This window comes from Lentibacillus salinarum (assembly GCF_042679865.1).
GTDB classification, from domain to species: Bacteria; Bacillota; Bacilli; order Bacillales; family Amphibacillaceae; genus Lentibacillus; species Lentibacillus salinarum.
The window spans coordinates 81,226-106,297 of record NZ_JBHTNH010000026.1; the positions used below are offsets into that span (position 1 = coordinate 81,226).

A 25,072-nucleotide genomic window follows, 5' to 3' on the forward strand; every position below is an offset into this window, starting at 1 on the left:
ACGACGCGGTGGGTTTAATGGCTAATAGGTAAGAGGCGATAAAAGGTCTATCAATGATGAATCATGAATTAAAAAAACGCCTTTCCAAAAAGGAAAGGCGTTCCCTCAATCATCATTATTCCTCAATCAAATCATTCCCCACTAAGAATTCGCGTGCGACTTCATCGACACTTCTTTCTTCAATGTCGACTTCATAGTTGAGCTCACGCATTGTTTCGCTCGTCAACAGGTCATCAAGCGGTGCGAAGATTTCCTCGATTTCCGGATACGCTTCATACGTTTCAGTCGTCATGGCGGCTGCTGCGTTATAGGATGGGAAGAATGACTGATCATCTTCCAAATTAACGAATCCGAATGCCTCAATACGACCGTCTGTCGCAAATCCGACAGCGACATCCACTTCTTCATCGCGGAGGGCTTTATAGGTTAATCCGGTATCCATTTCATTTACATTTGCATCCGGAAATTCAAAATCGTAGGCTACTTCGACACCCGGGAGACCATCGTCACGATTGTAAAATTCTGCGTTTGTCGCAATCGACAGGTCCTCAGGATTTTCATTCACATGTTCTGCGAGGTCGCTGATTGTACGGATGCCAAGTTCCTCTGCATGGTCTTCACGCATCATGAGTGTGTACGTGTTATCGACGTCATTCAGGTTGGTCCAGACGATCTCGTTGTCTGACTGGTCAATATCATTCAATGTTTCAAATGCTGCTTGAGGATCGGTCATTGGATCTTCTCCAAGATACGTGACCAATCCGGTACCGACATAATCCCATGTCAGGTCTACCTGCTTATTTTCCAGTGCCTGTCTAAGTGCTGTACTTCCGAGGTCGGTTGTTTCCTCGACGTCAAATCCTTCTTCTTCCAATAGCAAGGTGGATATTTTAGCAAATAAATATTGCTCTGTGAACGTTTTGGAGCCGATTGTAATTTCTTTGTCTCCATCACCATTTCCGCCACAAGCGCTTAAAACGAGTGAAAATACAACTGATATGACCACTAAAATGATTTTTCTCATAGCGTTTTCCTCCCTGTAAAATATGCTGTTTGTTGTGACATCTGTTTCTATAGATCTGGGGGTGATCGTTAACTCACTGCTTGTCTGGCCAATCGGAGGCCTTTTGGTACAAGGACATATTGCAGGCCTCTAAATAGATAGTCCACTGCTATCGCAAGCAGGGATACCGGCACTGCACCAGAGATTAAATAGGCATTATCAAATAGTTGGATACCTGTGAAAATCCATACGCCAAAACCGCCGCCTCCAATCAGATAGGCAAGTGCAGCTGTTCCGATATTCATAACAATCGCTGTCCGTATACCAGCGATAATGGAGTAGGCTGCATTTGGGAGCTCAATCCGCCAGAGGATCTGTGTGTTCGTAAGCCCCATACCGCAGGCAGCGTCTTTTGTATCATCATCAACCGAGTTAATTCCGGCAATTGTGTTTTGCAGAATGGGAAGGACTGAATAGGCAAATAGAGCAACAAGTGCGGCTTGTATCCCAATCCCCATAAAACCCATGGCTAATGCGAGAATGGCCAGACTCGGAATGGTTTGGCCCAGGTTGGCGACGTTGACTGCAAAAAATTCTGCTTTACGGAATCTCGGTCTTGTCAGGAATATCCCCAATGGAACAGATGTTAATATGGCCAGCGATCCCGATATCAGTACAAGCAGAAGGTGCTCTCCTAATAATTTAAAAAAGGCGCCGGTTTCTTCATAGATTGGCAGAAACATATCATTCGTATATGACCAGCCGAAAAAGACGATGAGAACAACCCAGAATAGTATTTTTACAATGACGCTGATTCGTTTATTCCTACTCATGCTGCAATGTCACTCCACCGCTACTTTCCCTAACTTCGGCTTGGAGGAATTTTTCCACATGATTAAGTGTAAGACTTCCTATTCTGTTTCCTTGTTCATCCTCGACAACCAGTTGATCGGCTTCCTGGTTCAGCAGCATCGACAGGATAATTCTGAGAGACGTCTCAGCTTTCACCGTCTTTATGTTGGATGATTCATCGGACGAGTCCAGCCCCACAACATTATAAAGATCTTTTACGGAGTAGAGGCTGGTACTTTTCAGCACACGATCGTACCCAACGAATTCAGATACAAAGGCATTCTCTGGATGGTTCAAAATTTCAGCCGGGCGGTCGTATTGCATGATCTGTCCATCACGTAGCAGTGCAATTTTATCGCCCATTTTCACGGCTTCATCGATATCGTGACTGACAAATAAAATGGTTTTTTTAACTTCCTTTTGTATTTGCAGAAACTCCTCCTGCAGCCGGTTGCGGATAATCGGATCAAGCGCGCCGAATGGTTCGTCCATCAGCATGACCGGCGGATCGGCCGCAAGCGCGCGAGCCACACCAATCCGCTGCTGCTGCCCGCCTGATAGTTCATGCGGATAGCGTTTGCGGAATTCATCCGGATGGAGACCGATCAGTTCCATCAAATAGTTGAATCGCTTCCGTTGTTTTTTTCGGTCCCAGCCTAATAGGTCAGGTACAATCATGACATTCTTTTCGATGGTCATGTTCGGAAATAGTCCGTTGCTTTGGATCACATAGCCGATTTTCCGGCGCATTTCAATTTTATTCAGTTCTTGTACACTATTACGGTTGAGGATAATTTCTCCCTCAGTGATGTCCTCTAACTGGTTAACCATTCGGAGCAGTGTCGTTTTTCCGCAGCCTGATGGGCCAATCAGAATGACAAATTCACCATCATCGACGTCCAAGCTGACATTTTCGACAGCCTTCACGTCGCTATTATAGGTTTTTGAAACATTATTAAACTGTATCATCGTTTCACCAGCTTTCTAAATCCCTTTGGGTGTAAATCGTTTCTGAATAAATTTGAGAAGCAGATCAGCGATAATGGCCAAAATTGATACCACGACCGCACCAACGAGCACCATCGTGTTATTGGATCTGGAAATGCCCTGGTTGATCAGTGACCCAAGACCGCCTGCTCCAATATAAGCCGCAATGGCGCCAATTCCAATATTTAATATGGTTGCTGTGCGAACGCCGGCCATGATTAGAGGCATCGCATTGGGTATTTCTACTTTCCACAGCCTTTGCACTGTCGTCATGCCTATTCCCTTAGCTGCATCACGGATGTTCGGGTCGACGTCTTTAATCCCGGTATACGTATTTCGGATGATCGGCAATTGGGAATAGAGAATGAGTGCTATCAAGGCGGGAAGGAATCCGATACCCTGTCCGATAGTGGATAAGATTGGAATCATGATACCAAACAAAGCAATACTTGGAATGGTCATGATAATCGATGTGGTTTGCAGGACAGTAGACGCTAGGTCCTCATTGGTTGTTAAATAGATACCGAGTGGAATACCAATAAGAATGGAAAGAATGATAGCAAGACCCACCAATTGAACATGTTCAATCGTATAGTCCATTATTTGCTCGGAATTATCTGTAAAGTAGTTCAAAAACGCCGTAATCGTTAACACCTCCTATATCTGATGATGTTGAGTCTTGAGTAGACGGGGATTGTAGTGCTTGTCAACTCTTTTATTCTATCAATTTTACATAATTATTACAAAATCCAATAGTGTGTCAAAAAAGGCGTAAAACGTGATTATTTTGCGATGTTAAGAGATAACTTAACACTTTATCCTTATTTTCGACATAATGTAAGAAAAACAACTAATATAACGTTTTTAATCTGAAAAGTGCGTATTCATTGCTTAGCTGGTAAGCTTCATCTAAACTAATTGGATATACTCATCTAATCGATTATCGGATGAGAGAAATTAAAAAACTTAGGGGTGACCAATTGTCATGAGTGGCATATTTGCGATGACAGGCTCGATTGACGATGTCAAAATGCAGGACGTACTGGAGTCAATGCAGCATCGGGGGCCTGATGAAGGGGACGCTAGATTGCTGGAAACCTTTCACTTGGCTCATCGGCGGCTGTCAATCGTTGGTGTGAGAAGAGGCAAACAGCCGATAGTTAATGAAAATCAGACAAAGTGGATTGTGGCTGATGGGGTGGTTTACAACCATCGGGAGTTAAAAAGACAGCTTCCAGATTCCATAACATGTCAGACCGAATCGGACATCGAAGTACCATTGAAGTTATATGAACAGGAGGGGCCATCAGCTGTTAAGCAATTGGATGGCATGTTCGCTTTTGTCATTGTCGATACGGAAAGCAATACATTTATGGCAGCCAGGGATACGCTTGGAGCGAAGCCACTTTACTATGGAAAAGATAATGCGGGGAATATGATGTTTGCATCTGAACTCAAGACGTTATATATGGTGACAAATGATGTCCATGAATTTCCATCGGGGCATTACTATACGCCAGAAGAGGGATTTGTCATGTATCGACGTATCCGTCAGCCTGTCAGCCAGCACATCTTTTCCGAAAATGCGTTACCGAACATGATGGAAGGTATCCGCCGTTATCTTGAAGGTGCTGTGCGAAAACAATTGATGGCGGATGTCGAAGTGGGGGTCTTGCTCAGCGGCGGACTGGACAGTAGCCTGATTGCTTTGCTTGCTCAGGAAAATCGGAAACGGAAGCAACCGTTGAAATCATTTTGTGTCGGTAGTGCGGACAGTGAAGATGTAAAGCGTGCGCGTCAAGTCGCCGGGGAAATTGGCAGCATTCATTATGAATATATTTTTGATGAACATGAACTGGTTGAACACCTTCCAGAAGTCATTTATTATTTGGAATCCTATGATTCGTCACTTGTTCGGAGCGCTATCCCTAGCTATTTTGTTTCCAGGCTAGCAGCCGAACATGGGGTTAAAGTCATTCTTTCCGGTGAAGGTGCTGATGAACTGTTCTCAGGGTATCAGTACCTCAAGGGTATTAACGATACGGAAAAATTGAATCAGGAATTAGTTCGCATCCTCAACACCATGCATAACATTAATCTTCAGCGTGGTGACCGGATGAGCATGGCCCATTCTGTCGAGTTGCGTGTACCATTTTTGGATTTGGAATTCATCGAGTATGCGCTGAAAATTCCGGCTGGCCTAAAATTAAATGACGATCAGATTGAAAAGTGGATTCTAAGAAAAGCTTTTGACGGTCGACTTTCTGATAACATCATTTGGCGTGATAAGGCAGAGTTTTCTGAAGGCAGCGGTGCGCTGGATATTCTGGAAACCTACGCCGAAAATCAATTCAATGACGCTGAACTTGCCCATGCCAATGCAGAAAATGAATGGGTTCGATCTAAACAAGAATTGCTGTACTATACCATTTTCAAAACATATTTCCCGCAGCAATCCGTGCTTTCCACCGTTGGGCATTGGGCGACGGTATAAACAACTTAGATTACGATTATTTTGGCATCAATCAGTCACGAAAGGTGTGGCTGATTTGCTCTATTCACCCCTATAATCGAAAAAAACCGGGGAAATGGGGCACCTTATCGGAAAATATTTTAAAAAATTTTATGGACTTCATGCCCCCAAATGGGGTGGTGGATTCGATTGTAGATACAGGAACAGACACCTATCCCACTGTCCCAACCACATGACGATCTGTTAACATGCATATAGTCACTAAAGGACTTAATGCCATTGTGGTGCGGTTTATTCAGCGGGGAATTAAGGTATTGATAAGTAGGTGTGTTGACCACTAATAGAGGGAGTGAACGTTCATGAAGGTACTTGTAACCGAGCTGATGTGGGAAGATGGGATTGAAGAACTCAGGCGGCAAGGGTGTTCGGTGGATTATGATATGGAATTGTCGCGAAAAAGAAGTGAGCTGCTTGAATTGGTGCCGTCTTATGATGCGCTCATTGTGCGAAATGAAACACGGGTCGATCCGGCATTGCTTGATGCAGCGAAAAATGTCAAAGTCATCGGCCGCCTTGGCGTTGGGCTGGATAACATTGATCTGGAAGCGGCCAAAGCACGCAACATGCCGGTCATTGCTGCCAAACATGCGAATGCGACCTCTGTTGCGGAATATGTAATGGCTGCGATGCTGGATGCTTATCGTCCACTGGGAGAAGCGGATGCTAACGTGCGGCAGGGGAATTGGGACCGCAAATTTTTCACTGGATATGAGTTGAACCGGAAGACACTTGGGCTTGTAGGACTCGGTGAAATTGCACACCGAGTTGCCAAACGAGCGAACGCTTTTGGGTTACACGTCATCGGCTATGATCCGTTTGTCACGCCTTATGACCATGTGCTGGCCGAAACAGGTGTCCGTCCAGTTGAAATGCTTGATGACCTGCTGACGAAATCGGATTTTGTCTCGGTCCATGTACCGCTAACCAAAGCAACCAAACATATGATCAACCAAGATAACTTACCATTGATGAAGCCGCATGCCTATGTCATCAACTCAGCACGAGGGGGCATTATCCATGAGCAGGACCTAGTTGAAGCGGTTCAAGCAAAACAAATCGCCGGTGCCTACCTTGATGTGCTTGAAAAGGAGCCGGTCGCGAAAGATTCACCACTCGCACAGGTCGATGCGATTCGCCTGTCCCCACATATCGCCGGCTTGACGGATGAGTCGCAATCCCGGACAGCCATGTTGATTGCCAAGGAAGTAATGAAAGTGCTGAACGGTGGGCAGTCACTTTGCTCGGTGGTGTGAGGTGTTATTGGTCAAATTAGTGGAGAAAGAAGCCGGATGGTCCTAGAAGGTCAAATTTTCGAATTGGCCGGGGAATTTGACGACCAGGCCGGATTTGGCAAAAAACCGACCTGAATAATGTGTGAACGGGGCCGTCGACTTGAATCTCTGGTTAAATCCATAGTACCAACTAACACAAAAGGGAAGAGACCCTTGACTTAGTGCGTTTTCGATCACGACGATGTCCATGAGCCGCCGTTAATATGAATGGCCTGTCCGGTCATATAAGAAGACTCGTCCGAGGCCAGCATGACATACGGCCAGGCGTGCTCGGACGGTTGGCCGGGCCGGTTCATCAGGCTGTCCTGACCGAACGTTTCAACGCCATCCTCATCAAAGGAAGATGGAATGAGCGGTGTCCAGACCGGTCCGGGTGCGACCGTATTGGCCCGGATGCCTCTACCGGCAAGGCTTTGGGCGATGCTGCGGATGAACGCGGTGACAGCGCCTTTTGTAGCGGAATAATCCATGAAGATGGGATTGCCGCGGTAGGCATTGATGGACGATGTGCTAATGATGGCATCACCGGCCTGCATGTGGCGAACCGCTGCTTTTGTCGTGTAAAAATGGGAAAAGAAGTTGACCTGGAACACGTCTTCAAATTGCTCAGAAGAAATATCTTCCAAATTTTCCCGGACATATTGAATGGCGGCATTATTCACCAATATATTCAGTTTGCCAAATACTTCTACTGTTTTTTCGACGATATCGACACAATGTGTTTCATCTCGCAAATCGCCAGGCAGCAGCAAGCATTGTCGTCCTTCTGCTTCAACCAATTGTTTCGTTTCAGCGGCATCGTCATGCTCATCCCAATAAGCGATCGCTACGTCGGCGCCTTCCTTGGCATATAAAATTGAAACAGCACGGCCTATGCCACTGTCGCCGCCGGTTATCAGCGCGCTTTTTCCCTGCAGTTTTCCGGTGCCCTGATAATCTGTCGGCTGGGCTGGCCGCGGGTTCATCTCGGATTCAATACCCGGCTGCTTCAGCTGCACTTGTCTTGGGGTGCTTCCGTTTTGCATGTTTCGTGGATCCATTTGTTAAACAGCCTCCTTCGTTTATTTTTGATGTCGTAGTAGTATAACCGTCGGGTACGCTAAGAAAACGTGCTATTCCTGTTCATTCCGGTCGCTCCGATACTTCGTTCGCTTTGTGAGGCATTTTGTGATGTACCCTTTTTCCTTTCCGCTTTCATATCTATTTTCAATTCTTCCAGTGGTACATCGTCCATCAGTTGTTTGCTCTTGGTTGAACTCACTTTCCCGGTATCTCTATTTTCCCTGTTGTTTGTGCGTTCTGTTCATGAATTGCCATATGATCACCCCGTTGAATGGTTCTGGTTTGTGTATATCCCGGATGAAATGTGACGAAACATAGAGAAGCAAGATAACAGTCGGAAAACAAACGTTACCAAGATTATAAAATAGCCCTTACAAATTTCGTGCTGTTATGAGATAATAATAGGAAGTATAATAGGTACAATGACGGATTGATGTACCTAACAGGCAAACGGACGATTATTGGGGGAAACGAAGATGGAAGAAAAACGTACAGGCCGGAAACGGTCAAAAAAGCGCTGGCTGAAAATAACGCTGGCCGTTATCGGTGTCCTGGTGCTGGGTATCGGGCTTTATGTCTGGTCGATTTATGGCAACGCCCGGGACACGGTCAATGAACAGATGCATGAACAGGTTGATTCGATCGATCGCGATAAAACGAAGGAAAAAGTGGAAGCGACCGAGCCGCTAAATGTATTGTTGCTCGGTGTCGATCAGCGCGAGGATGACAGCGGGCGGTCGGATGCCCTGATGGTGATGTCGTTGGATCCAAAAGACGACTCGATGCAGCTTGTCAGCATTCCGCGTGATACACGCACGATGATTGCCGGCAGGGGCACTGAGGACAAAATTAACCATGCTTATGCTTTCGGCGGCAGTGATATGGCTGTTGAGACGGTGGAGAGTTTTTTGGATGTTGAGCTGGATTATTTTGTACGTCTGAATATGGAAGGTCTTGAAGAATTGGTCGATAAACTTGGTACAATCACCGTTGATAACGAGATCGCCTGGGATGATGGGAAGTACGACTTTGGCGTTGGTCCTGTCGAGATGGACGGGGACAAAACAATGGCTTATGTCCGCATGCGAAAACAGGATCCTGAGGGTGACTTTGGGCGTACCGAGCGCCAGCGCAAAGTGATCCAGGGTATCATCGAACAAGGCGCTTCGGTAGGTTCAGTCACAAAAATTAACGACTATATCGACGTGCTTGGCACCAATATGACAACCAATATGGATTTTGATGACATGAAGGATTTGTTTAATGGTTATCGCAATACGCGGAAAGATATCGCCAGCTACCAGATGCAAGGAAGCGGAACAAAAATTGATGGCACCTATTATTTGATGGTGCCAGACGAAGAAGTGCAAAAAGTGCATGATATGATCAACAAAGGTTAAATTTAGGACAGCCCTTGAAAGCAGCGTGTCACATTAGGTGGCAGGCTGTTTTTTGTTTTGAATCGGGAATGTGGCCGCTGAGGTTATTAAACGGTAGGGGTACACTCTTTTTGCACTTGTTGTCGGCTGACTGATTAAGGCGTGCATAGATTAATGTTATAAACTCAATTTTTATTTTATTTTGCGCTAATACCGGTTTTGTCATTAATCCAGTCACATGTCTCACAGCCAATTTTTTTTGTTTAGTGAGGAGCTTGAAAAAGAGCGTGTACGCTATTATGACATGTTGAATGGTGTCAGGGGAGATAACCCTAATTGGAATGATTGGCTCCTGTTCTTTTTAAATGTATGTGATCGAATGGCTGATCGCATTCATAAAAAATTAGAAAATGCGGATCAATTAGCCGAACATGGGCTTAAACAATGCCATCTTGAATCCGAACGAAATGTCTGGCTATACAGCTTTTCGGATCCGTTTACAACAGCTAAAAATGTTGCGCATGGGGATTTCCCCAAATACGGCACGTAAAGCTTTGAAATCACTGGCAGCTAAAAAATTACTGTTCACCGATTCAGAGACAAGGTGAAATAAAAAGTATCGCAATTATGACTTAATGCGTATTTTAAGGGATTGACGGTTCAGGGGAAAGGATGTTGGTAACAGATCACCATGCGGGGATAAAGGAATAGGGCCCCTTGTTCCGCATCGTGAATTTCGCCGCCACTAATCGTCATGGGGCGCGATCCCTCATGCTTGTTCAGTCTTGTCGTGACAGCCAGGGGCGCCCATGGTGCCAGTCAATCTGGACTGGTATAGCAAAAAAGCGGGATAAACTTTCGGCTGTGAGCACGTCCTGGCTCGTACCACTGGCAAAAACAGTACCATCAATTAAAAGCAGGGTTCGGGAAAATTCCGGTAGTACTTCTTCGATATGATGCGTTACAAAGATGATGGTCGGGGCATCATCCTGTCGCATCAGCTGTTGGATCGTGGACAAAAGTTCCTCCCGGGCGATGAAGTCAAGCCCGCTTGTCGATTCATCCAGCAGCAATAAGTCAGGAGACGCCATCAATCCTCTGGCAATCAGCAGTTTTTGCCGTTCACCCTGTGAGCATGTCTGATAGGTTCGGCCGGCTAAATGGTGGCACCGCATTTTCTCCATAATTTGGAAGGCTTTGTCAAAGTCTTCTTGCGTTGGTGATTCATACGCCAGCCCGATGGATGCGTATTGACCGCTGACGACGATATTTTCAGCCAGCTCAGATCCTTTGATGCGCTCCTGAAGTGAGGAGCTGACCCAGCCGATCGACTTGCGGAGCTCGCGGATATCTGTCCGGCCGAATGGCTGATTCAATATTTGCACATGTCCCGATGTTGGCCAGGCATAACCGGTCACGATATTAAGCAGTGATGTTTTCCCCGACCCGTTTAAGCCCAGGATAGCCCAATGTTCACCTTTTTCAACATGCCAATTGATTTCCGATAAAATGGTTTCCTGTGCTCTTCGCCAGGAAACATCCTGCAGATCAATCACGTTGGTCACATTACCGCCTCCTTCAAAGTTCTTTGTACACCTGATCAATATTTTTTGAAAATAAGATAGCATAAAATGTTAGCCGATGTTTTCAATACCGAAATCGGCAAACTCGCCGATTTCCTCAAGTCTGACTTCCGGCCTCTGACCTCTAGAAAGACGAGGCGACAGCCGAGTTTTTCTTAAAAGATGCCGAGCTTACCAATTCTATCTGCTGCTTCTTCAAGGCGTTCAGCTGAATCAAGCAGACCGACCCGCACGTAGCCCTCACCAAAGCGTCCAAATCCGTTGCCGGGTGCAACGACGACATGCGCTTCGTCCAACAATAAATTTGCAAATTCCTCAGACGTATAGTCATTCGGGACAGGGAGCCAGGCAAAAAATGACCCGGCCGGTGCTTCAACATTCCAGCCGATCTTTTTTAGGGCCTGAATGAATCGATTGCGCCGTTCGGAATATGTATCGCGAAGTTCTCGGACCGCTGTCTGGTTACCGGTTAATGCTTCTGCTGCAGCACTTTGGACAGCGCCGAACAAGCTGACATAAAGATGATCTTGGATTAAATTGATGCTTTCGATCACGGATGGGTTGCCCGCGACGAACGCGACCCGCCAGCCGGCCATGTTGTATGTTTTGGACAATGTGTAGACCTCAATCCCGACATCTTTGGCGCCATCAGACTGCAGAAAACTTTGCGGTTTATGGCCGTCAAATCCAATCGCGCCATACGCAAAATCTTGGACGACACAGATGTGATGCTTTTCGGCCAGTTTCACCGTGTCATCATAGAACGCTTTTGTAGCGGTTGCGGCCGTCGGGTTGTTCGGATAGTTTAAAAACATCAGTTTCGCCCGATTGCGTACGGTCTCAGGAATGGTGCTGTAGTTCGGCAAAAAATGATTGTCCTGGAGCAGTGGCATGAAGTGCGGGGTTGCATCAGCCATTGCGATACCCGACATATAATCAGGATAGCCAGGGTCCGGCAACAACGCTGTGTCACCAGGGTTCAGCAGGCATTGGCTTAATTCGATCAAACCAGCTTTAGCACCAAATAAAATGGCGACTTCCTTAGCCGGATCGAGTGTGACACCATATTCCCGCCGATAAAAATCGGCTGCTGCCTGTTTGAGATAGGAAAAGCCCTGAAATGGCGAATATCTATGGTTGATGGGGTCCTCCGCGGCGTTCTGCAGCTCCCGGACGATATAGCCGGGCGTCGGCAAATCCGGATTCCCCTGCCCGAGATTGATCACATCATGGCCTTGCTTCTTCTTGTCACGGGCGGTTGCGACAAGCTTGGCAAAAAATTGCTCAGGTAATCGCTTTAAGAGGTCTGACTGGTCAAACGACCGTGTCATATATAATCCTCCCAATCGTGTGAATTGTAACAATGATAGCTTTGATTTGAAGATTTGTAAAGAGGATAGGTGTACAGGGGGGAGGATTCTTGCATGATTTGTGATTGTTTTTGAGTGTTTGTGGTGGTATTATAATGATAGAGGAGGTTTGATGGGATGTTAACAGAGGAGCGGCATCAGCTTATTTTAGATTTGCTCAAGCAGGATCATATTGTAAAATCACAGCATTTGATTGACGTTATCGGCTGCTCCGAGTCAACGATAAGAAGGGATTTGGACCAGCTGGAAGAGGCGGGGGAGCTGATCAGAATCCATGGTGGTGCCAAACGGGCCTACCAACTTGATGCAGAACAGACGGCTTCAGAAAAATCATTCAAAAACGTTCAAGCCAAAGACATGATCGGCCAAAAGGCTGCTGGATGCATCGATCAGGACGATGTGATTTATATCGATGCAGGGACGACAACGTATGCGATGCTGCCGTATCTGACGCACCAATCAATCACCGTTGTCACCAATGGCATCCAGCATGCCTCGCTGCTTGCTGATCAGGGCATCGAGACGTTCCTGACAGGCGGTAAGATTAAACAGGCTACGAAGGCAATGATCGGCTCGCAAAGTTTGCACGACCTTAGCAACTATCGGTTTGATAAAGCGTTTTTGGGGATGAATGGGATTGATTTGGCATTCGGCTGCACGACACCGGACCCAGAAGAAGCAGCGCTCAAACAAATGGCACACAAGCAGGCAGCGGTCACACTCCTTTTAGCTGACCAGAGCAAATGGGATAAAGTGAATTTTGCCAAAGTGTGTGACCTGGAGGACTTCACCATCATTACGGATACATTAGATAATCATTTAAAACACTATTATGACAAAACAACCATCATGGAGGCAGCGAAATGATTTATACGGTTACCCTCAATCCATCCATTGATTATGTCGTGCAGGTAAATCAGCTGAATCTCGGCGCCCTTAACAAAATGGACAATGACATGAAGTTTGCAGGCGGTAAAGGTATTAATGTGTCCCGTGTGCTGCATGAGCTAGGCTATGATACGACGGCGCTCGGATTTCTCGGCGGTTTTACCGGTGATTTTATTGTCGACACGTTGACCAACCAGGGGATCCCGGCCGCTTTCACACCGATTCAAGACGACACCCGAATTAACATTAAATTGAAGTCGGAAACTGAAACGGAAATTAATGGGCAGGGACCGGACATACACCCGGGAGAAGTGGATGCTCTGTTGCGTCAACTTGATAGCATTACGCGTCAGGATACGGTGATTTTATCGGGCAGTACACCACCGTCACTGCAAAATGATTTTCAGCAACAATTAATTGAGCGCATTGCCGCAACCGGCGCCCAATTTGTCAGTGATACGACTGGAGAAGGGCTTACAGCGGCCTTATCGCACCTGCCGATGTTAGTTAAGCCGAATCAAGAAGAGTTAGCCGAATTGTTTGACGTTACGCTTAACAACCAGCAAGATGTCATCCATTACGGGCAGAAATTACTCGATTTGGGTGCCCGGCATGCGATCGTCTCCATGGCTGGTGAGGGGGCCCTGTTGTTTACGCAAGATGGTATTTATCATGGATCGACCCCGGCAGGACAGGTTAAAAATTCAGTTGGCGCCGGTGATTCGATGATTGCTGGTTTTACCGGAAAGGTTATCGAAACAAGAGATGTCCTAGATGCCTTTTTGCTCAGTCTCGCGGCTGGGAGTGCGACAGCATTTTCGGATGACTTGGCAACAGCCGGGAATATTGACACCTTAACGGAAAAAGTCACGATTAAGCGTTTAGCTTAACTTGGGGAGGGAGACTAGACATGAACATTAATGAATTGCTGCGCAAGGATATTATGATCATGAATATGCAGGCTGACAGCAAGACGGCTGCGATTGATGAAATGATCCGGTCACTGGCCGATAAAGGCGTTATCAATGACGCCGAAACATTCAGAAAAACCATTTTAGACCGGGAAGCGCAAACATCGACTGGGCTCGGTGACGGGATTGCGATGCCGCATGCCAAAACGGATGCGGTCAATGAGCCGACCGTTTTATTCGCCAAAAGTGAGAACGGCCTGGATTATGAAGCGCTCGACGGCCAGCCGACGTATTTATTTTTCATGATTGCGGTGCCGGATGGGGCGAACGATACGCATTTGCAGGCACTAGCGTCATTATCGCGGATGCTGATTGACCAAGATTTTGTGGCTCAGTTAAAGCAGGCTGCCACACCGGACGAGGTACAGGCACTTTTCACGATGGAAGAAGAGGAAGAAACCGCTGAGTCAGAAGCAGTTGATGAGAAGGCAGCAGAACGACCCTTCGTTGTCGCGGTGACAGCCTGTCCAACTGGTATCGCGCATACGTATATGGCGGAAGATGCGCTAAAAAAACAAGCTGCTGAAATGGGTGTTAATATCCGTGTGGAAACTAACGGATCGGATGGTGCGTCCAATGCCCTGACCCAGGCGGAAATTGACCGAGCAGCCGGTGTCATCATTGCCGCCGATAAAAATGTGGCGATGAACCGGTTTGACCAGAAGCCTGTACTCGAACGGCCGGCCAGTGACGGCATCAATAACGCCGAAGAATTAATTGAAAAAGCCATCAGTCAGGATGCGCCGATTTTTCATGCGGATCAGGCGGCTGAAGCAGATGCCGAAGAGACGTCCCCATCAGTCTGGCGTAAAATATACAAAGACTTGATGAACGGGGTTTCGCACATGTTGCCATTCGTTGTCGGTGGTGGTATTTTGATCGCCATCTCATTTCTGATTGAAGGCTTTGCCGGCGACGATCATGAATTGTTTGCGTTTTTCAATACCGTCGGCAGTAACGCGTTCAATTTTTTAATTCCGATCCTTGCCGGTTATATTGCTATGAGCATTGCCGATCGGCCGGGTCTGATGCCTGGGCTTGTCGGTGGTTTTATGGCCGTTGAAAGCAATGCTGGTTTTCTCGGCGGACTGGTGGCCGGTTTCTTAGCCGGTTATCTTGTGCTGCTCGTCAAAAGATGGTTCCGGGGTTTGCCGAAATCACTAGATGGCTTGAAGTCGGTCCTGCTTTATCCAGTAACCGGACTGCTGTTGGTCGGGCTGTTCATGTATTTTCTTATCGGCCCAATCTTTTCCACGATTAATACCGGTATGCTCAGCTTTCTGGAGAATCTCGGAACAGGCAACGCGGTTATTCTTGGTGCATTGCTTGGCGGTATGATGGCGATTGATATGGGTGGGCCGTTCAATAAAGCCGCCTACACGTTTTCAATTGGTATTTTTACGGATACAGGTGATGGAAGTCTGATGGCTGCTGTCTTGGTGGGTGGTATGATTCCGCCGATTGCGATTGCCCTGGCTACGACGTTCTTTAAAACGAAATTTACGGAAGAAGAGCGCAAATCAGGTCTGACCAATTATGTCATGGGGCTGTCGTTCATTACGGAAGGCGCCATCCCATTTGCCGCAGCCGACCCAGTCCGTGTGATTGGTTCATCGGTGATCGGTGCGGTGATCGGCGGCGGGCTGACACAGCTTTGGCATAGCGCGATTCCGGCTCCCCATGGCGGCATATTTGTCATCCCGTTAGCCGAAAACGCCCTTTTCTTCTTGGTGGCACTTGTTATCGGATCGGTCATCGCATCGATGGTGCTTGGTCTTTGGAAGAAACAGGCGGCATAACGGTTGTTTCGCTTATGTCAATTAAGAAAAACTCGGCTCCCGCCTCGTCTTTCTAGAGGTCTGAGGCCGGAAGTCAGACTTGAGGAAATCGGCGAACCAACTGATTTCACGATCGAAGACGTCACCGAAAATGTTATACTTTCTGATCTTACAATGAAAGGGGCAAGGTCTAACCTTTGCCCCTTTAAATTTCATCCGGCTGACGGGTGAACTGTGGTACGTCTTGTACACCGATCATACGCACGTATGTAAAAAGTTGACCTTTGTGGTGAATTTCATGGTCGATGGCGTTGGAGAACCAATATGTACCAGGTGCACGCACGTTGTTGAATAGAATATAACCCTTCATCTGATAGGTGAAAATGGTGGCGATCTCTTCCCTAGTTTCTTCAGTGTACTGCTGCACAATTTTGCGTACATCGTTAATCGTTTTATAATGATTTTCCGTAGGAGGAGCGTCGAATTCGCCTTTCTTAATCCCTTTAACAAACATATGTGTTGAGGTAACGATATGTACGGCCAGTTCTCCAAGCGACATGGCACCATCCCACGGTTTGTAATCCACATACGTATCATCCACCAGCGCCAGTAAATCATCCAGCACCATTCGATGCTGCAGCCATCCATTTACGGCACCATCCATTCCGTTGCTCATGTTATCCTCCTTTTCAAACGAGACTTACGTTTAGTATAACGTCTATTGGGGTGGGGTGCCCATTTGTTTGCCTGGCAGGTCAGATCGTAAGTTCGATATGGGGTTCTATTCTTTCTCATGTCTTGCTGCAATCGTCATTAAACTTAGCTGGCTTTGATTTAAAAAACGTACAGGCATCCTGGTTGTCCCAAGGCCGCTGTCAATATACAGATACTGATCCGGGCCAAGTTGATAGGTTCCCTTATCAAGCCTTGGGAAAAATCCCTGTCCGGGTGCCACCAGTGCACCAATAAAAGGGAACCTTATCTGGCCGCCGTGCGTATGGCCGCTCAAAATAAGGTCAGCCGGTATCGTGTCATAAAGATGGACGATATCCGGTGCATGTGCCAGCAAAATGGTATAATCATCATCGTTTATCTGGCTAAATGCATCACTTAAATTGTCATGTTCGGTTGCAGGATCGTCAACACCGGCGATATTAACCGTTACATCTCCTTTCGTCATTTGCACGTTTTGATTCGACAGGATGGTAACATGCCGCTCGTGCAGGCCATGCAAGAATTCGCTTGTCCGGGCATTTCCCCACTCATGATTTCCAGGTACAAAAAAGACACGCTTGTTGATCGCGGTCAATTGTTCGATCAGGGAGAACACATGGTCAAATGTTGTGGTTTTCCGGTCGATGAGGTCGCCAGTCAATACAATCATGTCGGCATTCGCCTTTTTTACGGCGTTGACCAGCTGTTCGTTGTCTGTTCCAAAAACGCGATTATGCAGGTCACTGATCTGCAGGATGGAAAGACTTGTCCTTTTTGGGAGTTTGGGGCTGTCATATGTGATGGTTTCCAGTTTAAAAGAATGGGTATCCCGATAAATTTTAACGATACAAGCAACAATAAAAGTCAGCAATGTAAAGACAGCAAATAGCTTTTTCATGGCGCACCACCCGACATCAAGATAGGTTATCTAAGTGTAGCACGTTTTATTTGTGACAGACAATGTTTGAGTGGTATAGGATCGGGTTTCACCATCTCAAGACGCTATGGCGTTAGCGGGTGGGTCCTCAATTTCTTGTGTCAACTTTCACATAACTGTCACAGCTAAGTGTGATCTGGATCACAGTGTGATGCAGATCACAAGATTAACATGATGTATATAGGGTTAACCCCTGTTAACACAAGTGAAACATCACATTTGCTGGAGGGAATTGAATTGAATCTTGATGCTGAAAAACTGGCCATTGTGAAAGCGAGTGCCCCAATTCTGAAAGAGCACAGCATTGACATCGGTAAACATTTTTATGAATTATTGTTTGCAAAAGTACCCGAACTTCGCCACGTATTCAATCAGACAAATCAGAAGAGGGGGTTGCAGCAGGAAGCGCTCGTGTATTCGGTTTACGCTGCAGGTGAAAATATTGACAGTCTCGATCAAATTCACCAACTTGTTGACCGAATTGCTGAAAAACATGTTTCTCTGGGTGTACAGCCTGAGCAATATCCTGTTGTTGGGGAAGCATTGCTTCAGGCAATCAAGGATGTTCTCGGTAATCAAGCAACCGATGAGGTCATCGATGCCTGGTGTGACGCTTATGATTATATTGCCAATTTGTTTATAGAATTAGAAACGAAAAAATACCTGGAAACAGAACAGCAGGAAGGCGGCTGGCAAGGCTTTCGGTCGTTTATTATTGAGGAAAAAATTCAGGAAACCGATGATGTCGTTTCGTTTGTCGTGAAGCCAACGGACGGTCTGTCGCTTGCGTCGTATAGGGCGGGGCAATATTTGACCCTTAAAGTAGACATCGAAGGCGAAACGTATACCCATATGCGGCAGTACAGCCTCTGCGGTTCATCCGGCAAGGATTATTATAAAATAGGTGTTAAACGGGAAAAAGGTAATGGCGATGTGCCTGATGGCGTTGTTTCCAACTATTTGCATGATCAGGTGACAGAAGGCGATGTCTTATCATTTTCCGCTCCTGCAGGCGATTTTACCATCACGAGTGACGAGGAGCCGATTGTTCTGTTGAGCGGTGGCATCGGGCTGACACCTGTCGTCGGGATGCTTGATACGCTTGCGGAAAAAGATCCCCATCGCCCGGTCACATTCATTCACGCAACGCAAAACAGTTCAACCCATGCGATGAAGGACCATGTGGCACAACTTGCCGCCGAACACCCGAACATGACATCATTTGTCTGTTATGACAGCCCGAATGAAGCAGATCGGGCTAAACAAAATTTTGACAAAGAAGGCTATGTCGATCTGCCATGGCTTCAATCCATTCTGTCATGTGGCAATCGGGCGGACTTTTATTGCTGTGGTCCAGCACCGTTCATGAAAGCTGTTGACCGGTCACTTAAAGACTGGGGTGTCCCAGGTGAAAATAGGCATTATGAAGTGTTCAACCCTGTCAGTGTTTTAAATGAGCCTGAGCCAGTGTCTTAAGGTATTGTATAAATTCATGAAAAAACCTCCGTTGCGCAAACTAAGCCTAAACACGTAAGGGAGGTTTTTTCATGCAGGAAAATCATGATCATCACAATTTGACTTCTGCAGGAACAGATATTGAATCCGTCAAAGAACAAAGCCGTCGCTCCGGGCTGACTTATAACGAAGCAAAGGAATTCATCGCCCGGACAACTGGCGGACACGGCACGAATATTTATAGTGATACAGATGTTGAAGCAGTCAAACGGAAAAATCGGCAATCCGAAGAGAATAAATAAAGGGGGAGAGTCTTAGCTCGTGCGAGATCGCAGTCAACTCGAGCGGGAGCCACACCCAGTCGAGCGGGAATGCGGTCAACTCGAGCGAGTGCGTCGCCAACTCGAGCGGGATTGCGCTCAACTCGAGTGAGAGTGCCGCCAACTCGAGCGGGATCGTCGCCAACTCGAGTGGGATTGCGGCCAACTCGAGCGAGCGCGTCGCCAATTCGAGCGGGAATGCGCTCAACTCGATCGAGAGCCGCACCCAGTCGAGCGGGAATGCGGTCAACTCGGGCGAGCGCGTCGCCAACTCGAGCGAGAGCCGCCCCAAGTCGAGCGGGAATGCGCTCAACTCGAGCAAGAGCAACACCAACTCGAGCGGGAACAGGCTCAATTCGCGTGTGTTGAGCAGCCCCATCTCGTACCTATTTTGCCCCCCAAAAGCTGCTAAAGAAAACACCACGTGGCCAAAAGGGCTGCGTGGCGTTATTTTTATCCCGCATATAATGGTCAGTAATCCGCCCAAAAACGGCGGCTAACTGACCATAAATGCCCGATTCTAACTAACATTCAGCGGGAAAAAACGCCCCGCTGAATGAAGTTTCACTTTATATAAAACATGTGGCTAACGTCGCTCCAAGCGTGCAATTCGGTCGTCGATGTCTGGGTGGGATGAAAAAAGTGATATCATCCTGCCTTTTCCATTGATTTTCATCGTTTGGACAGCTGAATCATCTGTCCGGTCGTCCACATGGGCCAGTCCAACACGGTTTTTCAGTGAACGGAGCGCATGGGCCATTTTGTCGCGTCCGGCCAAGTCTGCTCCGCCGTGATCGGCACGGTATTCACGATGGCGGGAGTAAGCACTGACGACCAGGCTTCCGAGTATTGAGAAAAGTATCTGAAAAATGATAATTGCCGCAAAACGGACAACGGTTTGCAGCTCGGACCGTACCAGCCGTGAGACGAGAATGGCCGCAATCCTTGATAAAAAGACGACAAATGTATTAACAATTCCCTGGAGCAGTGTCATGGTTACCATATCACCGTTGGCCACGTGGGCGATTTCGTGAGCAATGACGCCTTCAACCGCGTCTTCATCCATTTGATCCAGCAAGCCGCTGGAAACAGCAACGAGCGATCGTTTTTTGGTTGGCCCTGTTGCAAACGCGTTAACTTCCCGGGATTGATAAATGCCAACTTCCGGCATATGCATCAGGCCAGCCGTACGGGAAAGGCGGTGGACCTTTTCCACGACAGCACGTTCCTTTCCGGACAGCTGCCCATTCGGGTCAAGCACTTTGACCCGCATCATTTTTTTGGCAATGATGCGTGACAGCGCCAAAGACATGAACGAGCCGATAAAACCGACAAGCAAACTAAAGATCAATAAGGAGCCATAATTGATGCCGGCCGCCCCGTCAGCACCGTTTTCAAATGAGCCGCTTATGCCTGTGAAATTCACAATGACAGACCAGACGATGACAATGGTCGTTAAGACTAAAATGTTTGTCAGTAAAAATAAAAATAGACGTTTTGCCATGTGTTACCTCCTCAAAAACTGTACTTTTTTACTATATCATAATGGCTAATGTTAAGCAGTATGTTTTTAAGCAGAGAGGAAGAAAAGTTGTGATTTTCCTGATATCATTGGTAGATATATTGTTTTTAGAAACTGGGTGAATCAAAATGTTCAGGATTTATGCGTTGTTGTTATTGGTTATGTTAATGTGGGGGCTCAACGTCTCGGCGATTAAAGTGCTGGTGGATGCAATCGATCCAATGCTGTTAACGGGGTTTCGTGTAATGACAGCGGGGATTGCTGTTTTAATGATTTGTGCTGTGATGGGGCTGTTCCGGCTACCGAAACGACACGAGTGGCTTACCATTTTTTACATAGCGATTTTTAATGTGATGCTGCACCATTCATTAGTCGCGGTTGGCCTTGATTTGACAACGGGTATTAACGGGTCGCTTATTCTGGGGATGAATCCACTCATCACAGCGATGATGGCGTTTCTGATTTTGCGCCAGCGGATGACGTGGCTGCGGATCGCCGGGTTTATACTGGGGTTTGTTGGCGTCGTTGTGACGACATTGACCGGGACAGGCGAATTGGCGGGTGTTTCGCTTGGTGACTTTGTTGTATTTCTGGGTGTTGTGGTTCAAGGTTTCAGTTTTGTATTGATCAGCAAACTACAGCCGACACTTGATCCAAGACTGGCAACGGGTTATATGCTCGTGATTGGGTCGATTGCCATTTTCTTGACGAGTCAGGTACTTGGTTCGGCCGTCCGGGAAATGGTCCATGTGATTGATTGGCAGCTGGGATCGGCCTTTTTATTCAGTGCGATATTGGCGACAGCGTTTGGCCACATGACGTATAATTTCGCGATTAAAAAAGTGGGGCCGGCTGAAACAGCTATTTTTCTCAATTTGAATACGCTGTTTGCTGTTATCGGCTCGGCGATCTTTTTAAATGAAACGGTTACGGTGAATCATGCGGTCGGATTCGGCCTTATATTATGCGGCGTGTTTATGGGTACCGGTGCACTTGAATATATGCTATTGAAGCGGCGGGAGAGGAAACCTGGAAGTTGAGTCGTATGTCCTGTACATCGCCGATCCAGAATTGTTTGAGCCTGCACGTTGGAAGCTTCATTTTTTAAGGCCTGATGCCGTTATAAATCGAAAACTGTTTGGCAGAAAGGGGGGATTATATGTCTTTCCTGGCCCTCACTCTTATTGTCATATCAGCGTTCATGCATGCCACCTGGAATTATCTGGCTAAACGGTCAGAGGGTGGGTACACGTTTGTGTGGCTTTATATGGTGGTAAGCATTGTTGTTTATGCGCCCTTTGCCATCGGTCTTTTTCTTTGGCGTGATAGTCAGATTGGCTGGCTGGAAATGGGATTCATGGCAGGAAGTGCCATCATTCATTTAGCTTATTCATTATTGTTGCAAAAGGGATACAAGGTTGGTGATCTTTCCCTTATATATCCCATCTGTCGCGGAACAGGGCCTTTAATTGTAGCGATTGCCGCCTTTTTTATTTACGATGAAAAGCTGACAACAACCGGTGTTATCGGAATTGTGCTGATTACTTTCAGTATATTTATCATAACGGGTGGTATGGAGGCAATTAAACGAAACGGAACGCTTGTGCCGCTTTTGTATGGTCTGCTGATTGGCGTTATGATCGCTTCGTATACCCTTTTGGACAAAGGTGCGGTCAGTGTTGTGATGATGCAACCGCTCATGCTGATTTATGGTAGTATTATTGCCCAGACAGTGGTTTTGTCGCCATTTGTCTTCCGGCGCTGGAAAGATGTCCGTCATGAATGGCGGTACCATAAGAAGGAAGTCATTGGTGTCGGGGTCTTAAATCAGCTTGCCTATATACTTGTCCTGACGGCGATGACATTTACTCCTGTCAGCCATGTTGCGCCGGTACGTGAAATGAGCATACTGATTGGTACTATCATGGGGAGTCACATGCTTTCAGAAGGGTTCGGCCCGCGCCGAATTGCCGCAGCTGGTGCAATGGTTGCTGGTGTGATTGCCGTAGCAGTCCAGTAGGCGGGAAAATGTCTGTTCCGCCTGCAGCATTAGCAAGCACAGCCTGCAGCAACCGGGGTTGTTTTAAATTTTTTCAACGACGTCCATTGACATTAATCCGAAAGGCAAAAACTGGTGGAAAATGTAACCACCATTTATTCATTTGTATGCGGCCACGTTTTCCCGTCGACATTATTTCGAGCAACTTCTTCAACCGGCGTAAGCTGACTTTCCCTTTCATTATGGTCCTGTTCGCGTTCAAATTCACTGCCCGCAACATCATTTAAAATAATGGAATTGTCCGTTTCCGTCTGGACGTTTTTGACATGTTTCCTGTAGTCTTTGTTGTCTTTCATGGTTGGGCCTCCATTCCTCATGCGTGTTACCCGTTATTTTTCCGGATTTTATCGTTATTATGCAAAAGGAACCCTCTTGCATGTGACGGTGCATTGGAATGGTGAGGCCTGGAAGGAAACGGGTTGATTGCCTTCCGGGCCAGGATGATCACATAGATTTTAGCAGCAATTTTTTCAAGAGCGGGGCGAAGTGTTCGGGCAGATCGGCGACGGTTGGGATCATGATGCGTTCTTTGCCGTAGATATCTTGCATCAGGTCGTCTTCCTGTTCGCTGATTTCCCCTTCCGCCAGAAACATGCCGATGACGTCAATGCCTTTTTTGCGTGTTTCGGAAACGGCTAGGTTCGTGTCGATAATGCCGTTTTCCGTGTAATTAGCTGCTGCTGGTTCACCATCTGAGAAAACGAGTAGGAATCGGTTCTTCTCACTTCTGGCTGCCAGTTCTTCAGCGGCAACACGGATACTGTAGCCGTCGCGATTGTCTTCCTGCGCTTCCAGCTGCATGATTGTCGCACTGTCAGGGTGATAAAGCGAATCGTTGAATGAGCGGACGTTATGGAAATAATTTGGCTGATAGGCTTGTTTGACGCCGGTTGCTTCTTCCCAGAACCCGATGATCGCATGTGGGATGTTCAATTTTTTCAACACTTCATGAAACAGGACAATTCCTTTCTTTGTTTCCTCCATTTTGTTCATCATCGATGCCGAGCAATCGACCAAAAGGGTGAAGGCGGCATCCATGTCGTTTGATTCCTCATTTTTCTTGTAAAACAACCGCGGAAATTCATCGATTACGACCGGAAGCAAATTTTTAGACAAGCGGCCGGCCGTCAGCTGTCGTCTAGGTGTCTGCCGTTTATGTTCGAGCATCTTTTCAATCGTCCGGGAAAGCCTGCGCTTAATCGGCGCAATATCGTCGGCGTATGTCTCATACTGATTCATGTCGGCTTCGGTTGGTTTTTCCGCTTGTTTCATCACTTTGACAACGTTTTGATTTTCCCGGCCATAAGCGCTGCCGGATGATTCCACCTGTTGCTGATGCTGCCGTTTCGCCATCGCTTCCATATTTGAATAATCGCTTTGTTCACTTTCGCCGGAAGATCCTTGTATAGAAGCCATCGCCTGATCGCCTTCCTCTGTTTCACGGGCGCCTTCTCCCATCAGGCTTGACCGCGTTCCCTGTTCCAGTTCAAACTGCATGAAATTTTGGTTGCGGTCTGCGTTTTCGTTTTCGCTATGCCAGGTGGAAAAATCCTGGTTAAACGTGTCGCTTGTCTCCTCACTGACGTCTTCTGCCAAACTATCATTGGCGAGTGGGTCGGTGCGTGTTAGTTCATCAAAGGCAGTATCTTTCGTATATTCGGCCAGATTGGTTATTGGAAAAATAAAATATGCATGTGTCATGTCACGGTAATCATTTTCCAGCCGGAAGACGATTTGTTCTGTAAGCCGGGTCACATCGATTGTCTGGTTAGCTTCAAACAGCTGGAACAATAATGGTTTCAGTGCTTCCAGCTGATCGGTCTGACGTCCATTTGCCTGTGGAAAGGAAGGGTCCGGCGTATCGGATTCAATCAGCAGATAGATTAGGCAATACAGCTCATCAAGCGAAAGACTGCGTGTCATATTTGCTTCCAGCTGCTGGGTGAAAAATTGCCTTAAATAATCCCGTCGAATGGTGAATAAATTGGTCGTACCGGGACGTTCTCGTTTCACGATTTCTTCCAGCCGGATATTTTCAAATAAGGTGAATAATTGGCTGGCGAACTTTGGCAGAGCCGACTCAGAAATGGCTTCGTGAAATTCTTTCATGGCCGGAATATCGGAATGATTTAGTGTCCCAATTGTCCTAAGCAGAATGTCCGTCTTGAGCCCGGCTTCACGGGCTGTTGCGTTGCCGATTCCCCAATTGGCACTTGCCGTTATTTTAAAATTGTCGTTATCAATGGCTGATCCATAGGCATAGTCGAACATTAAATCAGGAATGCCTGACAGCACAGTGGCCAAATCCTGCAGCTGCTGAAACAGCCGGGTATCGACATTGGTTTCGCGAAATCGGAACATGGCGAT

The 25,072-nt window shown here is 46.9% G+C and carries 25 protein-coding genes; 11 read left to right on the forward strand and 14 right to left on the reverse strand.

Annotated elements, in window-relative coordinates; all coding sequences use genetic code 11:
* Nucleotides 1-115: 115 nt before the first annotated feature.
* The 4 genes from ACFQ4A_RS12280 to ACFQ4A_RS12295 form a co-directional block, all read right to left on the reverse strand.
* Nucleotides 116-1,024, reverse strand: a complete 909-nt coding sequence (locus ACFQ4A_RS12280) for an ABC transporter substrate-binding protein (protein WP_382401023.1) — start codon at nucleotides 1,022-1,024, stop codon at nucleotides 116-118.
* A 68-nt stretch (nucleotides 1,025-1,092) separates the two neighbouring features.
* The gene (locus ACFQ4A_RS12285; protein WP_382401025.1) at nucleotides 1,093-1,836 is read right to left on the reverse strand and encodes an ABC transporter permease; all 744 of its coding nucleotides are present in this window, start codon (nucleotides 1,834-1,836) and stop codon (nucleotides 1,093-1,095) included.
* Nucleotides 1,829-2,824: an ABC transporter ATP-binding protein gene (locus tag ACFQ4A_RS12290; RefSeq protein WP_382401027.1), complete on the reverse strand. Its 996-nt coding sequence runs from the start codon at nucleotides 2,822-2,824 to the stop codon at nucleotides 1,829-1,831. Before ACFQ4A_RS12290 ends, ACFQ4A_RS12285 begins: the two co-directional genes overlap by 8 nt.
* Before the next feature lie 15 nt (nucleotides 2,825-2,839).
* Nucleotides 2,840-3,496, reverse strand: coding sequence for an ABC transporter permease (locus ACFQ4A_RS12295; RefSeq protein ID WP_449280306.1), 657 nt, complete (start codon nucleotides 3,494-3,496; stop codon nucleotides 2,840-2,842).
* Nucleotides 3,497-3,827: 331 nt separating this feature from the next.
* Here ACFQ4A_RS12295 and asnB point away from each other — a divergent pair, with 331 nt between their 5' ends.
* A complete protein-coding gene (gene asnB / locus ACFQ4A_RS12300; protein ID WP_382401029.1) occupies nucleotides 3,828-5,336 on the forward strand; it encodes an asparagine synthase B in 1,509 nt (502 codons plus the stop codon).
* Between the two features lie 338 nt (nucleotides 5,337-5,674).
* Nucleotides 5,675-6,628, forward strand: coding sequence for a hydroxyacid dehydrogenase (locus ACFQ4A_RS12305; RefSeq protein WP_382401031.1), 954 nt, complete (start codon nucleotides 5,675-5,677; stop codon nucleotides 6,626-6,628).
* A gap of 212 nt (nucleotides 6,629-6,840) precedes the next feature.
* On the opposite strand, the gene ACFQ4A_RS12310 is transcribed toward ACFQ4A_RS12305, so the two are convergent.
* Together ACFQ4A_RS12310 and ACFQ4A_RS12315 are read right to left on the reverse strand one after the other, a co-directional pair.
* On the reverse strand, nucleotides 6,841-7,707 hold the full coding sequence (locus tag ACFQ4A_RS12310; RefSeq protein ID WP_382401033.1) for an SDR family oxidoreductase: 867 nt from the start codon (nucleotides 7,705-7,707) through the stop codon (nucleotides 6,841-6,843).
* Nucleotides 7,708-7,766: 59 nt separating this feature from the next.
* Nucleotides 7,767-7,901 carry a hypothetical protein gene (locus ACFQ4A_RS12315; protein ID WP_382401035.1) on the reverse strand — a complete coding sequence of 45 codons (135 nt, stop codon included), beginning with the start codon at nucleotides 7,899-7,901 and terminating at the stop codon, nucleotides 7,767-7,769.
* Between the two features lie 304 nt (nucleotides 7,902-8,205).
* Here ACFQ4A_RS12315 and ACFQ4A_RS12320 point away from each other — a divergent pair, with 304 nt between their 5' ends.
* Together ACFQ4A_RS12320 and ACFQ4A_RS12325 are read left to right on the forward strand one after the other, a co-directional pair.
* Nucleotides 8,206-9,129 carry an LCP family glycopolymer transferase gene (locus tag ACFQ4A_RS12320; RefSeq protein WP_382401037.1) on the forward strand — a complete coding sequence of 308 codons (924 nt, stop codon included), beginning with the start codon at nucleotides 8,206-8,208 and terminating at the stop codon, nucleotides 9,127-9,129.
* A 358-nt stretch (nucleotides 9,130-9,487) separates the two neighbouring features.
* Nucleotides 9,488-9,658: a hypothetical protein gene (locus tag ACFQ4A_RS12325; RefSeq protein ID WP_382401039.1), complete on the forward strand. Its 171-nt coding sequence runs from the start codon at nucleotides 9,488-9,490 to the stop codon at nucleotides 9,656-9,658.
* A gap of 229 nt (nucleotides 9,659-9,887) precedes the next feature.
* On the opposite strand, the gene ACFQ4A_RS12330 is transcribed toward ACFQ4A_RS12325, so the two are convergent.
* Nucleotides 9,888-10,673, reverse strand: a complete 786-nt coding sequence (locus ACFQ4A_RS12330) for an ABC transporter ATP-binding protein (protein WP_382401041.1) — start codon at nucleotides 10,671-10,673, stop codon at nucleotides 9,888-9,890.
* A gap of 173 nt (nucleotides 10,674-10,846) precedes the next feature.
* The gene (locus ACFQ4A_RS12335) at nucleotides 10,847-12,022 is read right to left on the reverse strand and encodes a pyridoxal phosphate-dependent aminotransferase (RefSeq protein ID WP_382401043.1); all 1,176 of its coding nucleotides are present in this window, start codon (nucleotides 12,020-12,022) and stop codon (nucleotides 10,847-10,849) included.
* 156 nt (nucleotides 12,023-12,178) lie between these two features.
* Here ACFQ4A_RS12335 and ACFQ4A_RS12340 point away from each other — a divergent pair, with 156 nt between their 5' ends.
* From ACFQ4A_RS12340 to ACFQ4A_RS12350, 3 genes are read left to right on the forward strand one after another with little or no spacing between them, the layout of a single operon-like run.
* The gene (locus tag ACFQ4A_RS12340) at nucleotides 12,179-12,928 is read left to right on the forward strand and encodes a DeoR/GlpR family DNA-binding transcription regulator (protein ID WP_382401045.1); all 750 of its coding nucleotides are present in this window, start codon (nucleotides 12,179-12,181) and stop codon (nucleotides 12,926-12,928) included.
* Complete coding sequence (gene pfkB, locus ACFQ4A_RS12345) at nucleotides 12,925-13,839, forward strand: 1-phosphofructokinase (RefSeq protein ID WP_382401047.1); 915 nt, start codon at nucleotides 12,925-12,927, stop codon at nucleotides 13,837-13,839. Before ACFQ4A_RS12340 ends, pfkB begins: the two co-directional genes overlap by 4 nt.
* A gap of 20 nt (nucleotides 13,840-13,859) precedes the next feature.
* Entirely contained in the window at nucleotides 13,860-15,719 is a 1,860-nt protein-coding gene (locus ACFQ4A_RS12350; protein WP_382401049.1) for a PTS fructose transporter subunit IIABC, read from the forward strand.
* A gap of 184 nt (nucleotides 15,720-15,903) precedes the next feature.
* On the opposite strand, the gene ACFQ4A_RS12355 is transcribed toward ACFQ4A_RS12350, so the two are convergent.
* Both ACFQ4A_RS12355 and ACFQ4A_RS12360 read right to left on the reverse strand, forming a co-directional pair.
* Nucleotides 15,904-16,374 carry a DinB family protein gene (locus ACFQ4A_RS12355; RefSeq protein WP_382401051.1) on the reverse strand — a complete coding sequence of 157 codons (471 nt, stop codon included), beginning with the start codon at nucleotides 16,372-16,374 and terminating at the stop codon, nucleotides 15,904-15,906.
* 105 nt (nucleotides 16,375-16,479) lie between these two features.
* Nucleotides 16,480-17,310 (reverse strand): metallophosphoesterase, encoded by an 831-nt coding sequence (locus ACFQ4A_RS12360; RefSeq protein ID WP_382401053.1) that lies wholly within the window; start codon nucleotides 17,308-17,310, stop codon nucleotides 16,480-16,482.
* 213 nt (nucleotides 17,311-17,523) lie between these two features.
* Here ACFQ4A_RS12360 and hmpA point away from each other — a divergent pair, with 213 nt between their 5' ends.
* Both hmpA and ACFQ4A_RS12370 read left to right on the forward strand, forming a co-directional pair.
* Entirely contained in the window at nucleotides 17,524-18,825 is a 1,302-nt protein-coding gene (hmpA, locus tag ACFQ4A_RS12365; protein ID WP_382401055.1) for an NO-inducible flavohemoprotein, read from the forward strand.
* 71 nt (nucleotides 18,826-18,896) lie between these two features.
* Nucleotides 18,897-19,106, forward strand: a complete 210-nt coding sequence (locus ACFQ4A_RS12370) for a hypothetical protein (protein WP_382401057.1) — start codon at nucleotides 18,897-18,899, stop codon at nucleotides 19,104-19,106.
* Here ACFQ4A_RS12370 and ACFQ4A_RS12375 read toward each other — a convergent pair.
* Together ACFQ4A_RS12375 and htpX are read right to left on the reverse strand one after the other, a co-directional pair.
* A complete protein-coding gene (locus ACFQ4A_RS12375; protein ID WP_382401059.1) occupies nucleotides 19,069-19,332 on the reverse strand; it encodes a hypothetical protein in 264 nt (87 codons plus the stop codon). The two genes, ACFQ4A_RS12370 and ACFQ4A_RS12375, sit on opposite strands and share 38 nt — an antisense overlap.
* Nucleotides 19,333-19,710: 378 nt before the next feature.
* Nucleotides 19,711-20,628 (reverse strand): protease HtpX, encoded by a 918-nt coding sequence (htpX, locus tag ACFQ4A_RS12380; RefSeq protein ID WP_382401061.1) that lies wholly within the window; start codon nucleotides 20,626-20,628, stop codon nucleotides 19,711-19,713.
* Nucleotides 20,629-20,774: 146 nt separating this feature from the next.
* On the opposite strand from htpX, the gene ACFQ4A_RS12385 reads away from it, so the two are divergent.
* Complete coding sequence (locus ACFQ4A_RS12385) at nucleotides 20,775-21,686, forward strand: DMT family transporter (protein ID WP_382401063.1); 912 nt, start codon at nucleotides 20,775-20,777, stop codon at nucleotides 21,684-21,686.
* 119 nt (nucleotides 21,687-21,805) lie between these two features.
* Nucleotides 21,806-22,666 carry an EamA family transporter gene (locus ACFQ4A_RS12390; protein WP_382401065.1) on the forward strand — a complete coding sequence of 287 codons (861 nt, stop codon included), beginning with the start codon at nucleotides 21,806-21,808 and terminating at the stop codon, nucleotides 22,664-22,666.
* A 134-nt stretch (nucleotides 22,667-22,800) separates the two neighbouring features.
* On the opposite strand, the gene ACFQ4A_RS12395 is transcribed toward ACFQ4A_RS12390, so the two are convergent.
* Nucleotides 22,801-23,001: a hypothetical protein gene (locus ACFQ4A_RS12395; RefSeq protein WP_382401067.1), complete on the reverse strand. Its 201-nt coding sequence runs from the start codon at nucleotides 22,999-23,001 to the stop codon at nucleotides 22,801-22,803.
* A gap of 148 nt (nucleotides 23,002-23,149) precedes the next feature.
* Entirely contained in the window at nucleotides 23,150-25,066 is a 1,917-nt protein-coding gene (locus ACFQ4A_RS12400; RefSeq protein ID WP_382401069.1) for a vWA domain-containing protein, read from the reverse strand.
* Nucleotides 25,067-25,072: the final 6 nt, after the last annotated feature.

Excerpts from the sequence above, each read along its gene's own strand:
- ACFQ4A_RS12280 (WP_382401023.1), bottom strand. The coding sequence starts at position 1,024 with ATGAGAAAAATCATTTTAGTGGTCATATCAGTTGTATTTTCACTCGTT.
- ACFQ4A_RS12285 (WP_382401025.1), bottom strand. The coding sequence starts at position 1,836 with ATGAGTAGGAATAAACGAATCAGCGTCATTGTAAAAATACTATTCTGG.
- ACFQ4A_RS12290 (WP_382401027.1), bottom strand. The coding sequence starts at position 2,824 with ATGATACAGTTTAATAATGTTTCAAAAACCTATAATAGCGACGTGAAG.
- asnB (WP_382401029.1), top strand. The coding sequence starts at position 3,828 with ATGAGTGGCATATTTGCGATGACAGGCTCGATTGACGATGTCAAAATG.
- ACFQ4A_RS12305 (WP_382401031.1), top strand. The coding sequence starts at position 5,675 with ATGAAGGTACTTGTAACCGAGCTGATGTGGGAAGATGGGATTGAAGAA.
- ACFQ4A_RS12310 (WP_382401033.1), bottom strand. The coding sequence starts at position 7,707 with ATGGATCCACGAAACATGCAAAACGGAAGCACCCCAAGACAAGTGCAG.
- ACFQ4A_RS12315 (WP_382401035.1), bottom strand. The coding sequence starts at position 7,901 with ATGGACGATGTACCACTGGAAGAATTGAAAATAGATATGAAAGCGGAA.
- ACFQ4A_RS12320 (WP_382401037.1), top strand. The coding sequence starts at position 8,206 with ATGGAAGAAAAACGTACAGGCCGGAAACGGTCAAAAAAGCGCTGGCTG.
- ACFQ4A_RS12325 (WP_382401039.1), top strand. The coding sequence starts at position 9,488 with ATGGCTGATCGCATTCATAAAAAATTAGAAAATGCGGATCAATTAGCC.
- ACFQ4A_RS12335 (WP_382401043.1), bottom strand. The coding sequence starts at position 12,022 with ATGACACGGTCGTTTGACCAGTCAGACCTCTTAAAGCGATTACCTGAG.
- ACFQ4A_RS12340 (WP_382401045.1), top strand. The coding sequence starts at position 12,179 with ATGTTAACAGAGGAGCGGCATCAGCTTATTTTAGATTTGCTCAAGCAG.
- pfkB (WP_382401047.1), top strand. The coding sequence starts at position 12,925 with ATGATTTATACGGTTACCCTCAATCCATCCATTGATTATGTCGTGCAG.
- ACFQ4A_RS12350 (WP_382401049.1), top strand. The coding sequence starts at position 13,860 with ATGAACATTAATGAATTGCTGCGCAAGGATATTATGATCATGAATATG.
- ACFQ4A_RS12355 (WP_382401051.1), bottom strand. The coding sequence starts at position 16,374 with ATGAGCAACGGAATGGATGGTGCCGTAAATGGATGGCTGCAGCATCGA.
- ACFQ4A_RS12360 (WP_382401053.1), bottom strand. The coding sequence starts at position 17,310 with ATGAAAAAGCTATTTGCTGTCTTTACATTGCTGACTTTTATTGTTGCT.
- hmpA (WP_382401055.1), top strand. The coding sequence starts at position 17,524 with ATGTATATAGGGTTAACCCCTGTTAACACAAGTGAAACATCACATTTG.
- ACFQ4A_RS12370 (WP_382401057.1), top strand. The coding sequence starts at position 18,897 with ATGCAGGAAAATCATGATCATCACAATTTGACTTCTGCAGGAACAGAT.
- htpX (WP_382401061.1), bottom strand. The coding sequence starts at position 20,628 with ATGGCAAAACGTCTATTTTTATTTTTACTGACAAACATTTTAGTCTTA.
- ACFQ4A_RS12385 (WP_382401063.1), top strand. The coding sequence starts at position 20,775 with ATGTTCAGGATTTATGCGTTGTTGTTATTGGTTATGTTAATGTGGGGG.
- ACFQ4A_RS12390 (WP_382401065.1), top strand. The coding sequence starts at position 21,806 with ATGTCTTTCCTGGCCCTCACTCTTATTGTCATATCAGCGTTCATGCAT.
- ACFQ4A_RS12395 (WP_382401067.1), bottom strand. The coding sequence starts at position 23,001 with ATGAAAGACAACAAAGACTACAGGAAACATGTCAAAAACGTCCAGACG.
- ACFQ4A_RS12400 (WP_382401069.1), bottom strand. The coding sequence starts at position 25,066 with ATGTTCCGATTTCGCGAAACCAATGTCGATACCCGGCTGTTTCAGCAG.